This is a genomic window from Xanthomarina sp. F1114 (assembly GCF_026410255.1).
Classification (GTDB): domain Bacteria; phylum Bacteroidota; class Bacteroidia; order Flavobacteriales; family Flavobacteriaceae; genus Xanthomarina.
In genome coordinates this window covers 272,368-290,072 of the sequence record NZ_JAPMLL010000002.1, presented here as the reverse complement: position 1 = coordinate 290,072, position 17,705 = coordinate 272,368, and the positions used below count along the sequence as shown (strand labels likewise).

Annotated in this window: 14 protein-coding genes; 1 reads left to right on the top strand and 13 read right to left on the bottom strand. The window is 32.8% G+C overall.

The genetic code is table 11. The features are described 5' to 3' along the window. Positions 1 to 862 precede the first annotated feature (862 nt). The 12 genes from OS188_RS02615 to OS188_RS02565 all read right to left on the bottom strand — a co-directional run bounded on the left by OS188_RS02615 (position 863) and on the right by OS188_RS02565 (position 13,870). A complete protein-coding gene (locus tag OS188_RS02615; protein WP_267147260.1) occupies positions 863 to 1,285 on the bottom strand; it encodes a hypothetical protein in 423 nt (140 codons plus the stop codon). 167 nt (positions 1,286 to 1,452) lie between these two features. Continuing rightward, positions 1,453 to 2,124 carry an AIM24 family protein gene (locus tag OS188_RS02610; RefSeq protein ID WP_267147259.1) on the bottom strand — a complete coding sequence of 224 codons (672 nt, stop codon included), beginning with the start codon at positions 2,122 to 2,124 and terminating at the stop codon, positions 1,453 to 1,455. 171 nt (positions 2,125 to 2,295) lie between these two features. Then, positions 2,296 to 2,745, bottom strand: coding sequence for a GyrI-like domain-containing protein (locus tag OS188_RS02605; protein ID WP_267147258.1), 450 nt, complete (start codon positions 2,743 to 2,745; stop codon positions 2,296 to 2,298). Further along, a complete protein-coding gene (locus tag OS188_RS14795) occupies positions 2,729 to 3,001 on the bottom strand; it encodes a DUF3781 domain-containing protein (protein ID WP_416236488.1) in 273 nt (90 codons plus the stop codon). Before OS188_RS14795 ends, OS188_RS02605 begins: the two co-directional genes overlap by 17 nt. 178 nt (positions 3,002 to 3,179) lie before the next feature. After that, a complete protein-coding gene (locus OS188_RS02600) occupies positions 3,180 to 3,884 on the bottom strand; it encodes an ankyrin repeat domain-containing protein (RefSeq protein WP_267147257.1) in 705 nt (234 codons plus the stop codon). Between the two features lie 184 nt (positions 3,885 to 4,068). Then, complete coding sequence (locus tag OS188_RS02595; RefSeq protein WP_267147256.1) at positions 4,069 to 5,490, bottom strand: S41 family peptidase; 1,422 nt, start codon at positions 5,488 to 5,490, stop codon at positions 4,069 to 4,071. Positions 5,491 to 5,657: 167 nt separating this feature from the next. Continuing rightward, positions 5,658 to 6,287 carry a hypothetical protein gene (locus OS188_RS02590; protein WP_267147255.1) on the bottom strand — a complete coding sequence of 210 codons (630 nt, stop codon included), beginning with the start codon at positions 6,285 to 6,287 and terminating at the stop codon, positions 5,658 to 5,660. Between the two features lie 152 nt (positions 6,288 to 6,439). Further along, positions 6,440 to 7,120 (bottom strand): hypothetical protein, encoded by a 681-nt coding sequence (locus OS188_RS02585; protein ID WP_267147254.1) that lies wholly within the window; start codon positions 7,118 to 7,120, stop codon positions 6,440 to 6,442. 337 nt (positions 7,121 to 7,457) lie between these two features. Then, positions 7,458 to 9,869 carry an N-6 DNA methylase gene (locus OS188_RS02580; RefSeq protein ID WP_267147253.1) on the bottom strand — a complete coding sequence of 804 codons (2,412 nt, stop codon included), beginning with the start codon at positions 9,867 to 9,869 and terminating at the stop codon, positions 7,458 to 7,460. Position 9,870: 1 nt separating this feature from the next. Continuing rightward, positions 9,871 to 10,194 carry a helix-turn-helix domain-containing protein gene (locus tag OS188_RS02575; RefSeq protein ID WP_267147252.1) on the bottom strand — a complete coding sequence of 108 codons (324 nt, stop codon included), beginning with the start codon at positions 10,192 to 10,194 and terminating at the stop codon, positions 9,871 to 9,873. Between the two features lie 216 nt (positions 10,195 to 10,410). Beyond that, positions 10,411 to 11,622 (bottom strand): tyrosine-type recombinase/integrase, encoded by a 1,212-nt coding sequence (locus OS188_RS02570; protein ID WP_267147251.1) that lies wholly within the window; start codon positions 11,620 to 11,622, stop codon positions 10,411 to 10,413. A gap of 859 nt (positions 11,623 to 12,481) precedes the next feature. Next, the gene (locus OS188_RS02565; protein WP_267147250.1) at positions 12,482 to 13,870 is read right to left on the bottom strand and encodes a leucyl aminopeptidase family protein; all 1,389 of its coding nucleotides are present in this window, start codon (positions 13,868 to 13,870) and stop codon (positions 12,482 to 12,484) included. A gap of 42 nt (positions 13,871 to 13,912) precedes the next feature. Between OS188_RS02565 and OS188_RS02560 the strand changes: the two genes are divergently transcribed. Continuing rightward, on the top strand, positions 13,913 to 14,044 hold the full coding sequence (locus OS188_RS02560) for a hypothetical protein (RefSeq protein WP_267147249.1): 132 nt from the start codon (positions 13,913 to 13,915) through the stop codon (positions 14,042 to 14,044). Positions 14,045 to 14,428: 384 nt separating this feature from the next. Here OS188_RS02560 and polA read toward each other — a convergent pair whose 3' ends face one another. Further along, entirely contained in the window at positions 14,429 to 17,290 is a 2,862-nt protein-coding gene (gene polA, locus OS188_RS02555) for a DNA polymerase I (protein WP_267147248.1), read from the bottom strand. Positions 17,291 to 17,705: the final 415 nt, after the last annotated feature.

The window sequence follows — 17,705 nt, the reverse complement described above, 5'->3', positions numbered from 1 at the left end:
TCAATGCTCCGATTATGAACGAAATTACCGCAGTTCCTTTTCCTAAAGTGTTATATTTTTCAGACGTCATTTTTTTTCAGCTTGTTGCCAACGGTTTGGTATATAAATAGTGGCGTGTTTCAAGCAACTAATTTAGTAAATAAACACCAAATAGAAAATCCGCGAGGATTTTCGTAAGCAAGCCAAAACTAGCCATTATTTATATACGATGTTACATGCAGGCTTTTTTTTTATTTTTTATTGGCTTTAGATTTTGTCCACTATGCAATTTATTAAATTTTAGCTCACAAATGTCAAAAAAGTATGGATTAATTCTAATTTCTTTTTTTCGCCAAGAGTATTTTGCGCTTGCTCTAATTTTAAATTTATTGACAATTTTTTATCAAATTTTCTTCTCGGCCAGATCAGCCGTAAAGTTCATCCGCATTGTTTGTCGTTTCTGAAATTCAGCCATAAGTTTTTGAAAGCCAATATTTTGGATTCAATGAAATAATCTTTGTTTTATAAATTCAGCGTTCAATTCAGCCGCATTGTTCAGCCGTTTTGCTATTCGACGGAAACTTGTGTTTAAACACAAAATATTCTAATTGTGAAAGAATTTTCGGTTTTGGCACTTCTGCTAGAAATTCCGCCATCTTTGGCGTTTTGTTTTTAGTCAAAAATCGGTTTTCGTCAATTCAAGATTCACGTTTTCGGCGTAATTCTGTTGAATTTTAATGTTAAGCACGAGTGGTTTGTCGGCTTGCATGTAACGTTTGTGTATAAGAATAGTTGCGGGTTTGTATGCGAGGATTTTCCGAAGGAAAATCAGACGTTACAAACACGCAACGACCTTTGATTAAACATTAAACCGCAATTATTTTTATACGGTGTTGTGTGTAGTTTTTTTCTTTTTTATTAATTCAGTTATTTTTCCGATTCCGAAAACAAAGAACGCAATAATTCCTGAAAAAATTAATCCAGTTATAAATGAAAAATTTCTTCCAGTATCAGAAATCGCGTTTTTCATTGCTTTTTTTTGTTCGGTTGTAATTTCGTCTCCATTGAAAAATCCGTCTCCGTTCAGGTCAAATTTTCGCAAAGCCAATTCGGACGAAATATCTGAATAAGTTGCTCCTCCGACAATTAGAAGGTAAATAGCAAAAAATACGGTCAGACTTACCCAAAACCATTTCCATTTTCCGCTTTTGAATAGTCGTTTTCTATTATAAAATACTATTCCTAAAATCAGAATTGAAATTATTGAAGGAATAATTAAATGGTATGGTAAACTTATTTCATTCATAGAATTTTCTTTGTTTGGTCAAATTACACACAACGTTGTTGTATAAGATTAGTTGCGTGTTTTAAGCACTAAAGTTAGCAAATAAATCACAGATAGAAAGTCCGCGAGGACTTTCGTAAATTGGCTAAAACCAGCAATTAATTTTATACGGTGTTGTAACACGTTTTTTATTTCATAAAGTTAAAAATTCCATCTATAATTCCACCACTACTTGAATGATTTCCTTTTTCTCTTGTTTGAATCCAAACTTTTCCTTTTCCTGTTATAGCAAATAAAAAACCTTCTCCACTTGTTATAAGTTCTTTAACTCCTCTTGAGATTGTTTTGATTTCTAGTTTGTCTTCAAATGCGATTAGAGCATCTTCATCGATGAATATGGGTTTTTCTGAATCGATTTCTTGCTCAATAATTTTCCCAAAACCTTTCAGAAACAGTTTCCCATTTCCATTAGTTTTTAATTTCAATCCATCATTAAGTGTGCTTTTCCAATCTTTTTTTTCTAATTTAATTTCTAAATCAATTGTTCTCGCAAAATGTAAGTTTGGCTCAAATAAAATTGGATTTTCTTCAAAAATATCAATACCAAAAATTTCTGAATTGTCTTTGGTTGATAAAGCCATTTTCAGATTTTCTTTTGCTGTATAAATATTATATGTTAAACTTTTTCCTCCGAATATTTTAGCAATCCAATTTTTATAGTTTTTAGCCTCAATTTTATTTTCAAAAGAGTACTCTCCGTCACAGAAGATTAAACTTCCTTTTTCAGTAATTAGTTTTTCATTTTCATTAAATTCAATTGCTAAATATGAACTTGGATATTCTGATATTTTAAATTTCATATCTATTTGACGCAGTTTTGGTAAATGTGTTACAACGTGATTGTGTATGATTTCGTTGCGTGTTTCAGCACTAAAGTTAGCAAATAAATCACAGATAGAAAGTCCGCGAGGACTTTCGTAAGTAGGCTAGAACTAGCAATGAATTATACACGGTGTTAGCAGCTGGTATTTTTATTTCGTTGCTATATAAATTTCAACTTCTGAATTTTCTCCTTTTTGAGAGTTCTCTCCGTAAACTTCAAAATCATAAGTGTATTTCCTATTCAGTTCATTGTCTTTTTTCCAAATGTCAATCCAAGTATTTACAACTGCATTAGGCATTTCTCCTTTAGCGATAAATTTTTGAAAATTGTCAGATTTGAATTCACGTCCAATTAATCCGTTTGGAATTTCATTAAGTGAATGAACAGGAACACCAATTATTGTCGTATAATCTTCCGTATAATCACTTTTGTAATCAGTATAGATTGAAACGATTTTGTCTGAGGCTTTATTTGGTACTTTTTCCAATATATTCTCAGCATAAAATTGTCCCCATAATTTTTCTAAATCTTTTTGTGATTTATTTTCCTTATTTGTTGTTCGAGTTGAAACTCCAATTATTTTAAATCCGTTTGTCATTTTTTATTTTGTCAACTGTTATAATCCTGAATGTGTTTGAATTTACTGTAATTCTAACGTTTTTTTCAAAGTTTGAGATGTAGAAGTTCTTACCGATTTTTTCAAAGTTGTTTATTTCCGTTTTCTCAATTGTTCTTAACATTAATATTTCAATTTCTTTATTTGAAAAATTAGTTTTCAGTTTTTTATTAATTCGGTCATAAACTAATTCGGTGTAGCAAATGTTGCTTAAAATTTGAGTTTTGTCAATATTCATTTATGTTGATTCAATTCTACCGAGTTTGTGTTTACTTGCTGCTAACGGTTTTGTGTATGATTTCGTTGCGTGTTTTAGCAACTAATTTAGCAAATACAAACCGAATAGAAAATCCGCGAGGATTTTCGTAAGTAGGCGAGTACTAGCAATGAATTATACACGGTGTTACCACACGTTTTTATTCGGTTAATATTCTTTTTATTTCAATGTGTCCATTTTCATTAGCCCAATCAATAGCTTTTTTTTCTGATTGGTCTTTTATGTTTTTATCCGCTCCTTTTGAGAGAAGAAATTCGACGACTTCTTTATGTCCTCTCAAACTTGCTCTAATTAAAGCAGTTTCTCCATATTTGTTTTTAGAATTCACATTGTCGAATTTATTAAACAACATTTTTACGATTTCTAAATTCCCTAAATCCGAAGCGACAATAAGCTCGGTTAAACCAATTTCAGTTGGTATTCCAATTTTTGCTCCAGAATGAATTAAAAACTTTGCACATTCAGGATGATTTCGAAAACAAGCTTGAATTACTGCATTTTCTCCTCCTTTCAAAGTAAGGTTGATATCAGCACCAAGTTCAGTTAATTTTTTTAATGATTTTAAATTTCCATTTTCAGATGCGTACAAAATAGCAGTCCAACCTTTTAGTGATTGAGTATTTAAATCAGCTTTATATTTAAAAAGTAATTCAATTATTTCAACTTGGTCATTTACAGAAGCGGTCATTATTGGTGTAACTCCATCGTTAATAATATTATTCGGGTGAATTCCGTATGAAAGTTGATTTTTGGTTTTATTATAGTTTCCAGATGCAACATATTGTTGAAAAGTCAGATTGTTAACTTTTTCTTTTTTATTGCATCCAAAAAGAGAAAATGCCATAGTTAATATAATTATTATTCGGTTAAAATTGCTTTTCATCAAATGTGTGGTAACGGTTTTGTGTATGATTAGTTGCGTGTTTTAAGCACTAAAGTTAGTAAATAAAACACAGATAGAGAGTCCGCGAGGACTTTCGTAAATTGGCTAAAACCAAGCAATTAATTATACACGGTGTTGGCAATAGTTATTTTTTCGATTGTTTTTTCTCAAGTTCTATTGCTAAATCAATCGCTTTATCTTTTTTGTTTTTCAAGTCAGCTGATAATTGATCTAAAAAAATGTCTTTGTTTGTTGAATACTCTAATTGACAATCTGTTGGAATTCCAATATTCTCGTAATTTTTGCCATTTAAATCTTGATAAACTTCGTTAGACAACTCGTATTCCCAACCATTTGGAAGTTCTTTGTCTAATGTCGAAGAAAAAATCCCTTCCGTTGTTGAGCCAATTCTTTTGAAATTGTCATTTGCCAAGGAAGCCAAAACAAGAATTTCGGACGCACTCGCTGTTAAATGGCTTGTAAGTAAATATACATTGCCATTAAAGTGATTTTGTGATGGAACAATTTTAAATTTTTGAGGATTTGCAAAACCTTTTTCTATTCTTGCTTTTTTTGTGTAAGCCAATTTTTCCTTATTTGAAAAGTGGTTTAAAATGTCAAGTGCAACAGCATCTTTTCCACCACCATTAAAACGCAAATCCAAAATATAGCTTTTCGCATTTGGTAAGTCTTTAATAATTGAATTCAATATTTTGTTAATTCCGTCAACTTCGTCTTGCCTTTGTAATTCATCTTTTCTGTTTTCTGCTTTTTCCCAATATTGACCATAGAAGTTTCTTAAATCTAAATCTTTTTCCAAATCATAATCCGCTAGCATTAGCATAGAATTTATTTGAATGTAGCCTACGTTTTCCTCGATAAGTCCGTAACGAACCATTCCTGCATTGTAATTGCGTAAACTGTCAACATAAAATTCTGCAATTTCTTTGTTGAGATTAAATTCGTCCAATTTAGAATATTTTTCTTCTTGTTCTTCTATTTGATTTTTAAACTCGTTTTCAATTTTTTCGGGTACTTCCATTTTGACGTGTCCATCATTTAGAAGTTCAATCATTTCCCTAAAGATTGTGTACAGATCTAAATCAGTAGTGTTCTCGTTTACTTTAGGTTCATATTTTTTATAGACTTCGTTCCAATCAATATTTTTAATATCAAAAGATGCGTAATGTTCATTGAATGTGTCCCAAAACACTTGAAAGTTAATTTTTGGGTCGTGATTTAATTCGCTCGTAGTTTTACAGAGATTTGGCAATTCATCTAATCTCGTAAATAACCAATCATCATTTCCGTGTTGAATTGTTAATGTATCTTTTGAATATTTTTTGACTTTTCCAAAATCTAAAATATGTTCTTTAAAGGATAAATTACAATCTTGCTTTGAAATATTATAAACGCTTATAAGTGTGTCGTTCAATTCGATAATATTTCCATATCCAATTTGTTTCCAAATTCCGTCTGGTTTTGGTTTTTCATTCGATACTTTTTCATTGCACGAACACAGAATAAAAAATAATGTAAATACTGATAAAAATTTAATGTTTTTCATTCTGTTTCTTGGTTTGTTTTTAATTATTGCCAACGGTCTTGTGTATGGTTAGTTGCGTGGTTAAGCCTTAAAGTTAGCAAACAAATCACAGATAGAAAATTCCAGCGGAATTTTCGTAAGTCGGCAGTGACCTAGCAATTAATTATACACGTTGTTGTAGTGCGTTTTTATTGTTCGTGCTCATTATAACTTATCCGTTTTTTATTTCCGATTGTGTCTATCTCTATTTCTCCGTATTTAAATTCGGTTGAGTCAATTTCTATATTTTTCGGCAAATTATAGCTTACATTAAATGAATAATCAGGTAAAAATCCGTCATAAGTATAATAGTAAGAAATGCTGTCTGCATTTTTTTGTAATTTCGGAAACCATTTAATTCTGGTGATTTCTTGATATTCCTCAAAAGTTAAATTATCGGCTTTTGTCCCGTAAGCAAGTCCGTTTGCTGATTCGATTTTCATTGCTAGTTCTCTTCTCATTTCGCTTTTCTCAATTCGATTTTCGTAAATCTTTTTTGAATAATTAAAATAAAGAAGTGAAGAAATCAAAATAGTTATCAATGCAGAAATTTGCATTCTTTTCTTGATGGAAGTATTTCTTTTTCTAAAAAATCCGATTGCGATTCTTATTCCAATTAGTGATAGAAATGAGAATCCGATTATTTTTAAAAACTCAATTGGTCGAACATAACTATTGAAAGTCAATTCAACAAAGTCAGTCCAATAAGCCAGTAATCCAGTCAGAATTATCAAGTTTATTAAAACAATTACTAAATATTTAATCGAATTTCTAATCATTTCTCAAATGCACTACAACGTGTTTGTGTATGATTAGTGGCGTGTTTAAGCACCTAATTTAGCAAATAAATACCGAATAGAAAATCCGCGAGGATTTTCGTAAGTAGGCGAAAACTAGCCATTAATTATACACGTTGTTGTAAAACGTTTTTTTATTCAATTTTCCTATAAACATCTGTTCCGCAGTCAATACAAAACCCTTTTCCTTTAGTTAAAGTCAATAGTCCATTTTCTTTAACCATTATTGAATAAAGTTTATTACAGTCAAATTCAATATAATAATTCCCCCAACCTTGTCTTATAAGTTCAAATTTACTCTCTGAAATTAATTTACCGTTTTTGAAAATTTTTATTGTTTTATCTTTCTCAATAATGACTTGTTCATCTTTTTTTCCTTTAAAAGGCATAAAGAGATTTGTCATAGTTTCCCATTTCCATTTTCCGACTATTTGGTTGATGTTTAATTGCTCTTTTTGAAAATTAATCCCTCTAATTCTATCTATTGCATACATTGAATAAAAAGAGCCTTTATTCTTTTTAGCAAACTTTAAGTATTTTTCTGCTAAGATTGAATCATTTGTTTTTAATTCGTTGTTCCTTAAGTAAGTTACATATTCTGAAAAGTTTTTCTTTCTCAAAGAGTCTAATGAAAAATCTTCTGAAATTAATTTCTCAAATTGTATTGTTGGTAAGTTTCCAAAAGAATCAATTTTTGATTTTAAAATAGTTATTTCATTATTCAGTTTTAAGTTTTCATTCTGTAATTTAGATTCATTTTTGTTACAGGATTGTAAAGTTGAAATAATCAAAAAAAGCAAAATTATTGTTCTCATAGTTCTCTGTTTGTCAAATGTTTTACAACGGTCCAGTATATGAAAAGTAGGGCAATAAGTAAGCCATTTCCATTCGGTTAAGCCACGAACCACATTTTTAATTTTTCTTTTTCAATTTTTCAGTTATAAAAATACAAAATTAAAAATGTGGTGGCATTGCAAACACACAACTTGCTTTTGATTAAGCCAAAATCGCCCTATTTTTTATATACATTGTTCTCTACTGGCTTTCTGCGTTCATATTGGTTTTCAGCGTTGGTAGAGGCATACTCTTTTACAGTTTGGGTGTTGCTTGGATGGCGCGACTGTAAATGTGTATGGCTCGTAGCGTTGGCAATTAGAGTGATTTAGAATATCTCAATGTCTTAATATACTTCTCCATATATTCCCAATATGGATTTCCATCTTTATCAGCTGGTAATTTAATAGTTGAAAATGGCATTCGACTCGGACGCCATTTCCTTCCAAAATCCCATCTATATTGTTCAAGTTCTACTATGGTGCATATAAACATTGCTATATAAGGATTCCATTCTTTATTTTTTAACAAGATTACGTTTACATCGTGAGAACAAGTGAAATCAGTATCCTGATAGAAGGCGTAACCTACAGAACCATTGTTAGTAATGGTTATACAATTTTTCTTAAATATTTTCCTTTCAATGTCGTGGTCAGCACTTCTTTCATCTTTATTGTGATTTTCAATATCGAAAAGGGAATAGTATTGCGTTACTCCATTATTATTTTCAGTTGCACCAATAAAAGGAACATTCCCATTTTCTGTATGTTCTGGTTTTCTATTGTAATAGCCATTTAAAATCTTGAAAATCCCGTCATTTCCACCATATTGAAATTCTTTCCATTTTAGAATGTCAAGCTCGAATGGAACCTCATCAAATGGTTCAATTTCTACGGGCGTAAAATTTCTTTTTACCTTAAAAGAAATATAATCTTTAATTTTATTTTCGAAAAGGTTTTGGGTAAGGGATGTATAGTCTGTTTTGAGATATGCTTCTGCAATCCACTCATCTTTACCAGACACTAATTTTTGTATTGATGTACCAGGAATTTCTTTGCGGTTCTTATATATTCTTACAAATTCTGACTTTATTAAGTCCCATCGTTTTCTGAAATCAAGACGTCCTCGGTTTTTTCTTTTTTCAAAACCATCGTCCTTTAGATATCCAAACCACGTCTCATTATCATCATTCGGAATATTGGCCTGCCAAACCATTATACAAGTATTAGCAGCAACAGGATAAAACAATTCATTTGGCATAGATATTACTGCTTTCAATGTATGGTTTTGTAATAATCTTTTCTTGATTGCAATCAGATTTTTCTCATTTTTTATTGCGCAACTCACCTGAACAATACCGATAACAATACCTTTCTTATCTGCAACTACTTTAAGTCCGTGTTCAATAAATTCCATTTGACCAGCATTACCAACATCATAAGGTGGATTTAAAAAAACTACATCTGGACTATGGTTGGCTTTAATTACTTCTTCGTGATTAAAGCAATCTCCATTATATATATTTGATTTTCCATCTCCTCTGAACATCATATTGGTACAAGCATAGGAAAACATATCTGGTCTTCTTTCTACGCCAACAAGTTGTGAAGATTTTATAGTTTTCTTTTTTGCTGAATCGCCATCAGCTAATTTTAGCATTTCTTTCATTGCAGAGATAAGAAAACTTCCAGAACCACAACAAGGGTCATAGATTACAGTGTCATCGGATATATTAGCTAAATCACAAAACAAGCTGGTAACGTGAGTTGGTGTTAATACAAGACCTTGTTTTTGTGAACTGCCTGCATAGCGAATAAATTCAGTATAGAACTTACCTAAAACGTCAACTCCAGCATCTTCTAATTTTATTAATGGATGTACGTTTTTGAATAAATAATCTATAAAATCTTCTTTAACTATTTGAATAGTTTCCTTCTCTTCCTTTTTTCTTTTTATAACCTTTTGCTTGAAAATCGGCTCGTTAAGAATTTTATTAAATTCTTTTATGATAGATTGCTTATTCCTTACATCAAAACTATTTAATACCCTTACAATAGCATCGAGCATACCTTCCGCTAATTCAGGTGTTTTTTTGTACGTTGGATAACTCTGTTTGAAGGGTTCGTCCAATAAGGCTAATAAAATACCACTGACAATTGTACATCTGCTATTTTCGGTTATAGAATAAGAATGGAATTCGTCATTTAAGTGAACCGCTTTTTGCAGTATATCAATATTTTTGAGGCTTTCCGCAAAAGAATCATCGTCAAATAATTTTAGATAATCATTAATTGCAAGCAAGGATGTTTTGTCTAAATCTTCAGCTTCTTCATCGCCCCTTCTTTGTCGAAATGTGGAAACCTTTAACTCGTTTGTGTTCTCTCCGCTTATAGCTAAAGAAATTACATCAAAGTCTTTGGATAAAAAATTTGAATAATGCAAAGCACCATCTACAGCAAATTGTTTTGGTTTATCTCTTTTAGGACTTTCGTGTTCATAAACGTGGAATTTGCATTCAATAACGACAATGTAGTTTATATTTTGAGATGGAAAAGAGATGATAAATTCAGGGAATCCAGGATTTCCTTTTCCTGATTTCGAAGCGAATTTTAAAATTTCATTAATTCTTCGACTTCGAGAACGTTGTTCTTCTAATTTGACAACATTAAAAAGTGGGTCAGTTTTAAAATGTGACCTCACTATATCTTCTGTGATTCTCTCGTTTGCCATATTAAAATTCTAATGAGCCTTGTTTTGTATTTTTGTTTCTAATGTATTTTGAGGTGTTTTCGGCAACTGAAAATACGTTTTCGGTACATTTATATTTAAATGCTTCTTTTGCAAACTTATCTGCAAAAAATAAATCATTAATAGTCTCAAAGTCTATTTTTAAAACGGCAGCCAATTTTTTTAACTTTGTAATGCTAAATTTTTGATTTCCATTTTCAATTCGACTAATTGCACTTGAATTGATTCCGATTCTATCTCCGAATTCAATTTGCGTCCATTCACGTTTCTCGCGTTCTTCCTTTATAAAATTTCCAAAACTTGCCATTAGTAAATACTTTGACTTGACCTATTTCACGCAAATATATAATTATTTTGCGTGAAATAGGTCAAGTTTGTCAATAAGTTTTAGTCAGCGCAAAGGCAGAAACAGTTCTTTTATTTTTTAAGCTTGGGCTGTTGCGTTTGGAAAAAATAAATGTGCTGTTTTGGTGGTGGCTTTTAGCTTGTAGAGAACTGGTTATATGAGCACTAATATACACTTTTATTGGTTATCATTGCGGGATATCGTAACTTTTTGCTCGTGGTTAACAGAAGACCTTATGCCCCGAACAGTCGTGTCCAAAGGATTGCTTATGGCCATTAAATCCCTATGAGCTACATGGGTGTAAATCATAGTCGTCTCAGGCTTACTATGCCCTAATAAACTCTGAATATAACGCAAGTCAACTCCATTCTCAAGCATATGTGTCGCGTAACTATGACGCAAAACATGTGGAGATATCGAAGGACTTATCTGGGCTAACTTACAAGATTTCTTTAAAAATGCACGCACAGAACTTGCACTATAAATCCCGCCATCACGACCCTCAATAAAATAATACCTCGGTTGATAAGTAGCAATATAATTTAAAAGCATAGGCCTCAATACTTCCGCTACACCAACTATTCTGTCTTTTCGTCCCTTGCCCTTTCGTATGCGAATTTGTAGCCTTTCAATATCTAAGTCTGTAGGTTTTAAATCTAGTAATTCGCCTATCCTTAGTCCGCTGGAATATAACAAGCCTATAATGACGCGATGCTTTAAGTTTTTTGTTACCTGAATTAAACGAATTACAGCTTCCTTAGAAATAACATTAGGAAGATTCTTGTCTTTTTTTGGACGCTTATAATCACTGGCATCAAAAGCTTCAAGATCGCAATAGTCGGTTAGATATTTAAAAGCACTAACGCATTGTCTATGGCTGCTAATGCTATATCTTTCTTTAGCCATAACGGCACTCATAAAAAAATCGAGGTGATGGTTATCCCAGTCCCTTAATGGATCGTCTTTAAATAAATATAAAAATCGCAGTACAAAATAACCATAAGTAGCAATGGTTTGCTCGCTTAAACGCTTCCCTTTTAAAAACCAGACATATTCTTTTAAAAATGCTTTGTGAGTTTTGGGTAAGCCGCGATGCATTTCAACTTTACTGTTCTCTACAGGCTGCTTTTTTTCTTCAATAAGCGATTTAGGTTTCGCTTTGTGTAAGCCACTATAATCTACATAATACCCCTTTTCTCTTAAATAATTAAATAAATTATGAAGCTCCTCGTTGGTGTGCAATACATAAAATGTTCTATGTGTTTTAGTCCATAAAACCCCCGGATACTTTTTTATAACGTCTTTAGTAGAATCGTTGTATAAAAATTGAATCGCAATTTGATCTTTGTTTTTATGAAACAAAGGCAGTAAAGTTATAGTTCGCTTCATTAGAACAAGATACAAAAAATAACGACATTAAAAACCTGTTTTTTAGCGACTTAAATAAATTGTTGTTTCATTTTTATTCCAACAAAAGAAGCAGTTACTCCAGTGTTTTTTACCATACTATTAAAAAGGGGAATAGGTCGTTTAACACGAAGTAAAAGTGCAAAAAGAGAACGTAAATCGCAATGGAGATTCCGATATATAAAAAAACATAAATCTTGCTAGATAACCTGTGTTTTCTAGCAAAATTTATGTTCTAAACAAATCTGTGTTCCGTTTAAAATAGATAGTATAAACCTTAACCTTCCAGAAGCTGTAATGTTATAAGAATTTTTTTTAAAGATTCCCTTTTTCGGCCTATCGAAGATTTATTGTAAAATTTGAAATGAAATCGAAGATTCACAAATACCAAAATAAATATTAAAGCATGAGTAAAACGCCGTAAAATTTTAGGCTGTTTGAGCGGGCGAAATTTTGAGTCAAACAAGATTTTTCACGCGAGTTCCTAAAATTTAGGCGTCGAATGATAAATTTAGATAAATTGTCGTAAGCCTAGATTTTTTTGGTTCGTTTTTTCATCGATGGAAAAAATGAACATACTAATAATTAAAAAACTTAGTTTAAAAGAATGTCACGACTTTTTCCGACATTCTTTTAAACTTAAATTAGTCTATTCCTAATCTTCTAACTGTTTTTTCTCTACTAAGAGCTATAACTATAGGTCATGAAAATCGAGGATTTACTCACCAACAATAACAAAGCTAAAAGTGACTAGTAATAAATAAAAAACCAATAATCTTTGGCCAAAAGCCTACTGCCAATTAAAAGTTTAAACCAAACTGTTTTATTTCAGCCAATTTTATTAGTAGTTCTCCAAGAAGTTATTCAACAATCTTACCCCTACGCCAGTACCCCCTTTTCCTTTATAATTATCTACAGCATCTAAGAAAGCTGGACCTGCAATATCCAAATGAATATAAGGCGATTTAACAAAATGCTCCAGGAATTTACCGGCAGTAATACTTCCGGCATACTTGCCACCAAGGTTTTTCATGTCGGCAATAGAAGATTTAATGTCTTCTGCATAATCATCCCAAAAGGGCATTTGAGCCAATCTTTCGTGAACGTGATACCCCGAGTTTATTAAAGCGTTAATTATGTCCTGCTCAGCATTTCCCATAACACAAGAAGCCTTTTGCCCAATGGCAGCAACAGCTGCTCCGGTTAATGTAGCGGCATCTATAACTAATTCTGGATCTAGCTCATTGGAATAGGCTAAGGCATCTGCTAAAATCATGCGGCCTTCGGCATCCGTATTTAAAACTTCAACAGTTGTCCCATCGTACATTTTTATAACGTCTCCCGGAACGTAGGCGTTTCCACCTGGACGATTATCGGTTGCTGGAATTAATGCAATTATATGTAGATCTAATTCGTTCATTGCTGCAGCGTAGATGGCTCCTGCCATACATGCAGCACCACCCATATCACTCTTCATAGAATCCATAGAACCGGCAGTTGGTTTTATACTCATGCCCCCAGTATCGTAAACAACCCCTTTCCCAACTAAAACAATAGGTTTTTTGTTCTTTGGTTTATTCGGTTTGTATTCAATAATGGTGAAGGTTGGCGGATCTATAGAGCCTAAATTTACAGCTAATAATCCGCCCATATTTAGAGCTTCAATTTTGGCTTTGTCAAAAACGGTCACGCTTACATTTGCTACTTCTTCAAACGCCTTAATTTCTTTCGAAAGTTGTACAGCTGTTAAATAAGAAAGTGGCTCGTTTACCATGTCTCTGGACCAATAAACGGCTTTTGTTGTATGGTTTAAATTACTGATTGCTTTAGCTTCGAAAGTATCTAATAAGATAATATTTTTTAGCCGATAGCGTTTTTTATCTGCTTCTTTAAAATATTTTAAAAACTGATAGTTAGACAAGGCTAAGCCTTCGGCAAGCGCTAAGGCTTGAGCACCTTTTCCAGAGATAAATAGATCTTCAGCAGCTTGGTCTAATTTTGTTCGTAGATCGTGTCCGGCAACTCGAAGTTTTTCTAAATCGGTATGCTCTTTTACAAAGAAAATAAACCGATCTCCTAATTTTAAATAATCTGTTTCATCATCAGAAGCAATAAATTTCTTTGCTTGTTCTTCTACTAAAGGCGAAACACCTTCTACAGTTTGGAATTCCTTCCCAATTATAAATGCAATATGTCCGTCTTTGGAATATAGTTCTCCTTGTTTAATCATTTCTTTTGAAATTAAATTTATACATTTTCAAAATTAACCAATTTGAGTACAATAAGAGTGAGTAAAAAGGGAAGATTAAAAATTGATCTCGAAACTGAAATTAAATTCGAAACTGAAGCAATAAATAAAGCAGATGTTTTAACCAAAGTGGAAATTTTAATAACAAGTTATTAGGCTGTCATATATAAAAAAAAAGCCTGTTATCTTAGTCCGGACTAACTCCGTAGCAACTCCGTACATACTCCGTGTCGAGTCCGTGTTAGATTAAATAGAAAAAAACAAGCAATCAGACTCGATCAATTAGGTTGATATCTGTAGATTTTTAAACTTTAAAACTCCCTAAACAGATTCCTATAAAACCTTAATTCCTGTAAACTTAAGAAATTCTTGTTCACTTTTTTTAGATTGTTTGGTTAATAGCCTTTTAAGCTCTAATAAGCTCTTTTAGTTTCTTCTGTCCACTTTCTTAAATCATCAATCCCCAACCAGCCCGCATCATAAAGCTACCTTCGGGTGGGACATCAATTAAAAATACGCTAATCTAAAATCTCCAATAGCCTAGTGTGCTTCCAACCAGTTATCTCCAATATCTAAATCTACATCTAAAGGAACTTTTAGTTTAAAAGCAGATTCCATTTCAGACTTAATTAGAGGTTTAATAATGTCTAATTCCTCTTTATAAACATCAAAAACCAACTCATCATGTACTTGTAAAAGCATTTTGGTTTTGTAATTTCCAGCTTCTAGTTTGTTGTGAATATGTATCATGGCAATCTTAATAATATCGGCAGCACTTCCTTGAATAGGAGCGTTTACAGCATTTCTTTCGGCAGCACCACGAACAACAGCGTTTCTGGAATTAATGTCTTTTAAATAGCGTCTTCGCCCTAAAACAGTTTGCACATAACCATGGTCGCGCGCAAAATCTACCTGCTTTCCAATATAACTTTTAAGTTTTGGATAGGTTTCGTAATAAGTGTCAATTAAGTCTTTAGCTTCAGATCTGGATAAATCGGTTTGATTACTCAATCCAAAAGCCGAAACCCCATAAATAATTCCAAAATTCACCGTTTTGGCATTGCTACGTTGTTCTCTTGTAACCTCGCTTAAAGGCACATTAAATACTTTAGATGCTGTAGATGCGTGAATGTCTTCGCCATTCTTAAAGGCTTCAATCATGGTTTCCTCTTCGCTCAATGCAGCAATAACACGCAATTCAATTTGAGAATAATCGGCTGCTAATAAGGTATAATCTTTATTTCTGGGTATAAAGGCTTTTCTAACCTGTCTGCCACGCTCGGTTCTAATAGGAATATTCTGTAAATTAGGATTATTACTACTTAAACGCCCGGTAGCGGCAACAGTTTGCATATAGTCTGTGTGCACCCTGCCAGTTGTAGGTTCTACCTGTAACGGGAGCGCATCTATATAAGTACTTTTTAGTTTTGCTAAGCCACGATATTCTAGAATATGTTTAATAATTTCATGGTCTTTGGCCAGATTAGATAAAATATCTTCGGAAGTTGCATACTGACCCGTTTTGGTCTTTTTAGGCTTATCTACCAACTTTAATTTGTCAAAGAGAATATCTCCTAATTGTTTTGGAGAGGCAATATTAAACGCTTCGCCAGCTTCTTTAAAGATGTGCGTTTCTAAAGTGTGAATATCGCTATCTAATTTTTCCGAAAGCGAGTTTAAAAACTCCGTATCTAAATTAATCCCTTCTAATTCCATGTCTGCCAATACACGAAGCAACGGAATTTCAATCTCATCAAAAAGTTTTTGCGTATTGGCTTCACCTAACTCTTTGGTAAAATGTTCTTTTAATTGAAGCGTAATATCGGCATCTTCTACAGCGTATTCGGTTTGCTTTTCTATAGGAACATCTCGCATAGAAAGCTGGTTTTTCCCTTTTTTGCCAATCAGTTCGGTAATAGAAATAGGTGTATAATTCAAATAAGTTTCGGCCAAAACATCCATATTATGTCGCATATCTGGATTAATTAGATAATGGGCTAACATAGTGTCAAACAATTTGCCTGCAACTTTTATATCGTATTTTCTAAGAACTTTTATATCGTATTTTAAATTCTGACCTACTTTTTCAATGTGCTCAGCTTCAAAAAACGGACGTAATTGCTCTATAATTTCTTGTGCTTCATTTTTGTCTTCTGGAAACGGTAAATAATATCCCTTCCCAATTTCCCAAGAAAAAGCAATCCCAACTAATTGAGCTTCCAATGGATTTAAACTAGTGGTTTCCGTATCAAAACAGACACTAGCCTGCTTCATTAAGTTTTGTATAAAAAGCTTGGTGGCCATTCCTGCGGCAATACTTTGGTAGAAATGCGACGTGTTTTCTAGGGTTGCTCTGGTAAATTCTGAAACAGTCCCTGATGTTGTTTTAGGTGAAGAATCGCCGCCAAATAAAGAAAACTGTCCAGCACCAGCAGAAGCCTGTTCTTTTGGGGTAGATGCTGTTTGCTTGTCAGCACCTGAAGTAGGAGTCGATCCATGAGAACCCCCAGCATCTTCCGAAGCAAAAGTTTTTAGAAAATTGTCAATTAAACGTCTAAATTCTAATTCTTGGAATATTTTGGTAACCGCTTCAATATCCGGATCAGACATCTCAAAATCTACAGCATCAAAATCTACCGGAACATCCAGCATAATTGTAGCTAATTTTTTAGAAAGCATACCTAACTCCTTAGATGCCTCTACCTTTTCTTTCATTTTCCCTTTCAGCTCATGCGTGTTTTCTAACAAACCCTCCATACTGCCATAGGCCTTAATAAATTTTTTAGCCGTTTTGTCTCCAACACCCGGAAGACCTGGAATATTATCACTAGAATCGCCCATCATGCCTAGATAATCTATAACTTGCTCTGGTCTTTCTACTTCAAACTTTTTCTGCACTTCAGGAATCCCCCAAATCTCATAACCTCCTCCAAAAGATTTTGGCCTGTACATAACAATATTGTCAGATACTAATTGCGCAAAATCCTTGTCTGGAGTTACCATAAATGTTTTATAACCTTCTTTTTCAGCTTTTTTGGCTAGCGTTCCAATAACATCATCGGCTTCAAAACCCTCTTTTACCATGATTGGAATATGCATGGCTTTTAAAATTTCTTGAATATATGGTACAGCAATTTTAATGGCTTCCGGAGTTGCATCCCGATTGGCTTTGTATTCCGAAAACATTTCAACACGATCGGCACTGCCCCCTTTGTCAAAACAAACAGCTAAATAATCCGGTCTTTCCCGTTTAATAACATCTAAAAGAGAATTCATAAACCCCATAATTGCAGAGGTATCCAAACCATTGGAATTAATTCTTGGGTTTTTTATAAAAGCGTAATAGCCACGAAAAATTAGGGCATAAGCATCAACTAGAAAAAGACGTTTTTGATCGGACATGATATAAAATTTGAAAGGATTTCAAAGCTACGAAAAACTTATTAGACCAATATGTTTTTTATAAACCCACTTATTACTTTTTTTTAACAGATACATCCTCAAAAAGACCCGCTTTACACTCAGATTTTATAGTAATTTGTATCCCCGTTTTTAATACAGACCAGAATTTAAATCCAACGGCAGCTTTCCCATAGCTTTCCCGTACCTTTCCCGTACCTTTCCCATGGCTTCCCTATAATGGCATTATAGTTCTTTCCTTTAAGCATAAAAGAAAGAAAAGAGTTGTATAATTATTTCAGGATGTATTTATTAACCTGTATAGTTATTTTAGGACGAGTCAACTTTATAGCTGCTCCATAGATAGTGTATAGATAGTGTATGGATAGTGTATGGATGCAAGCGTTTTTTCTTACAA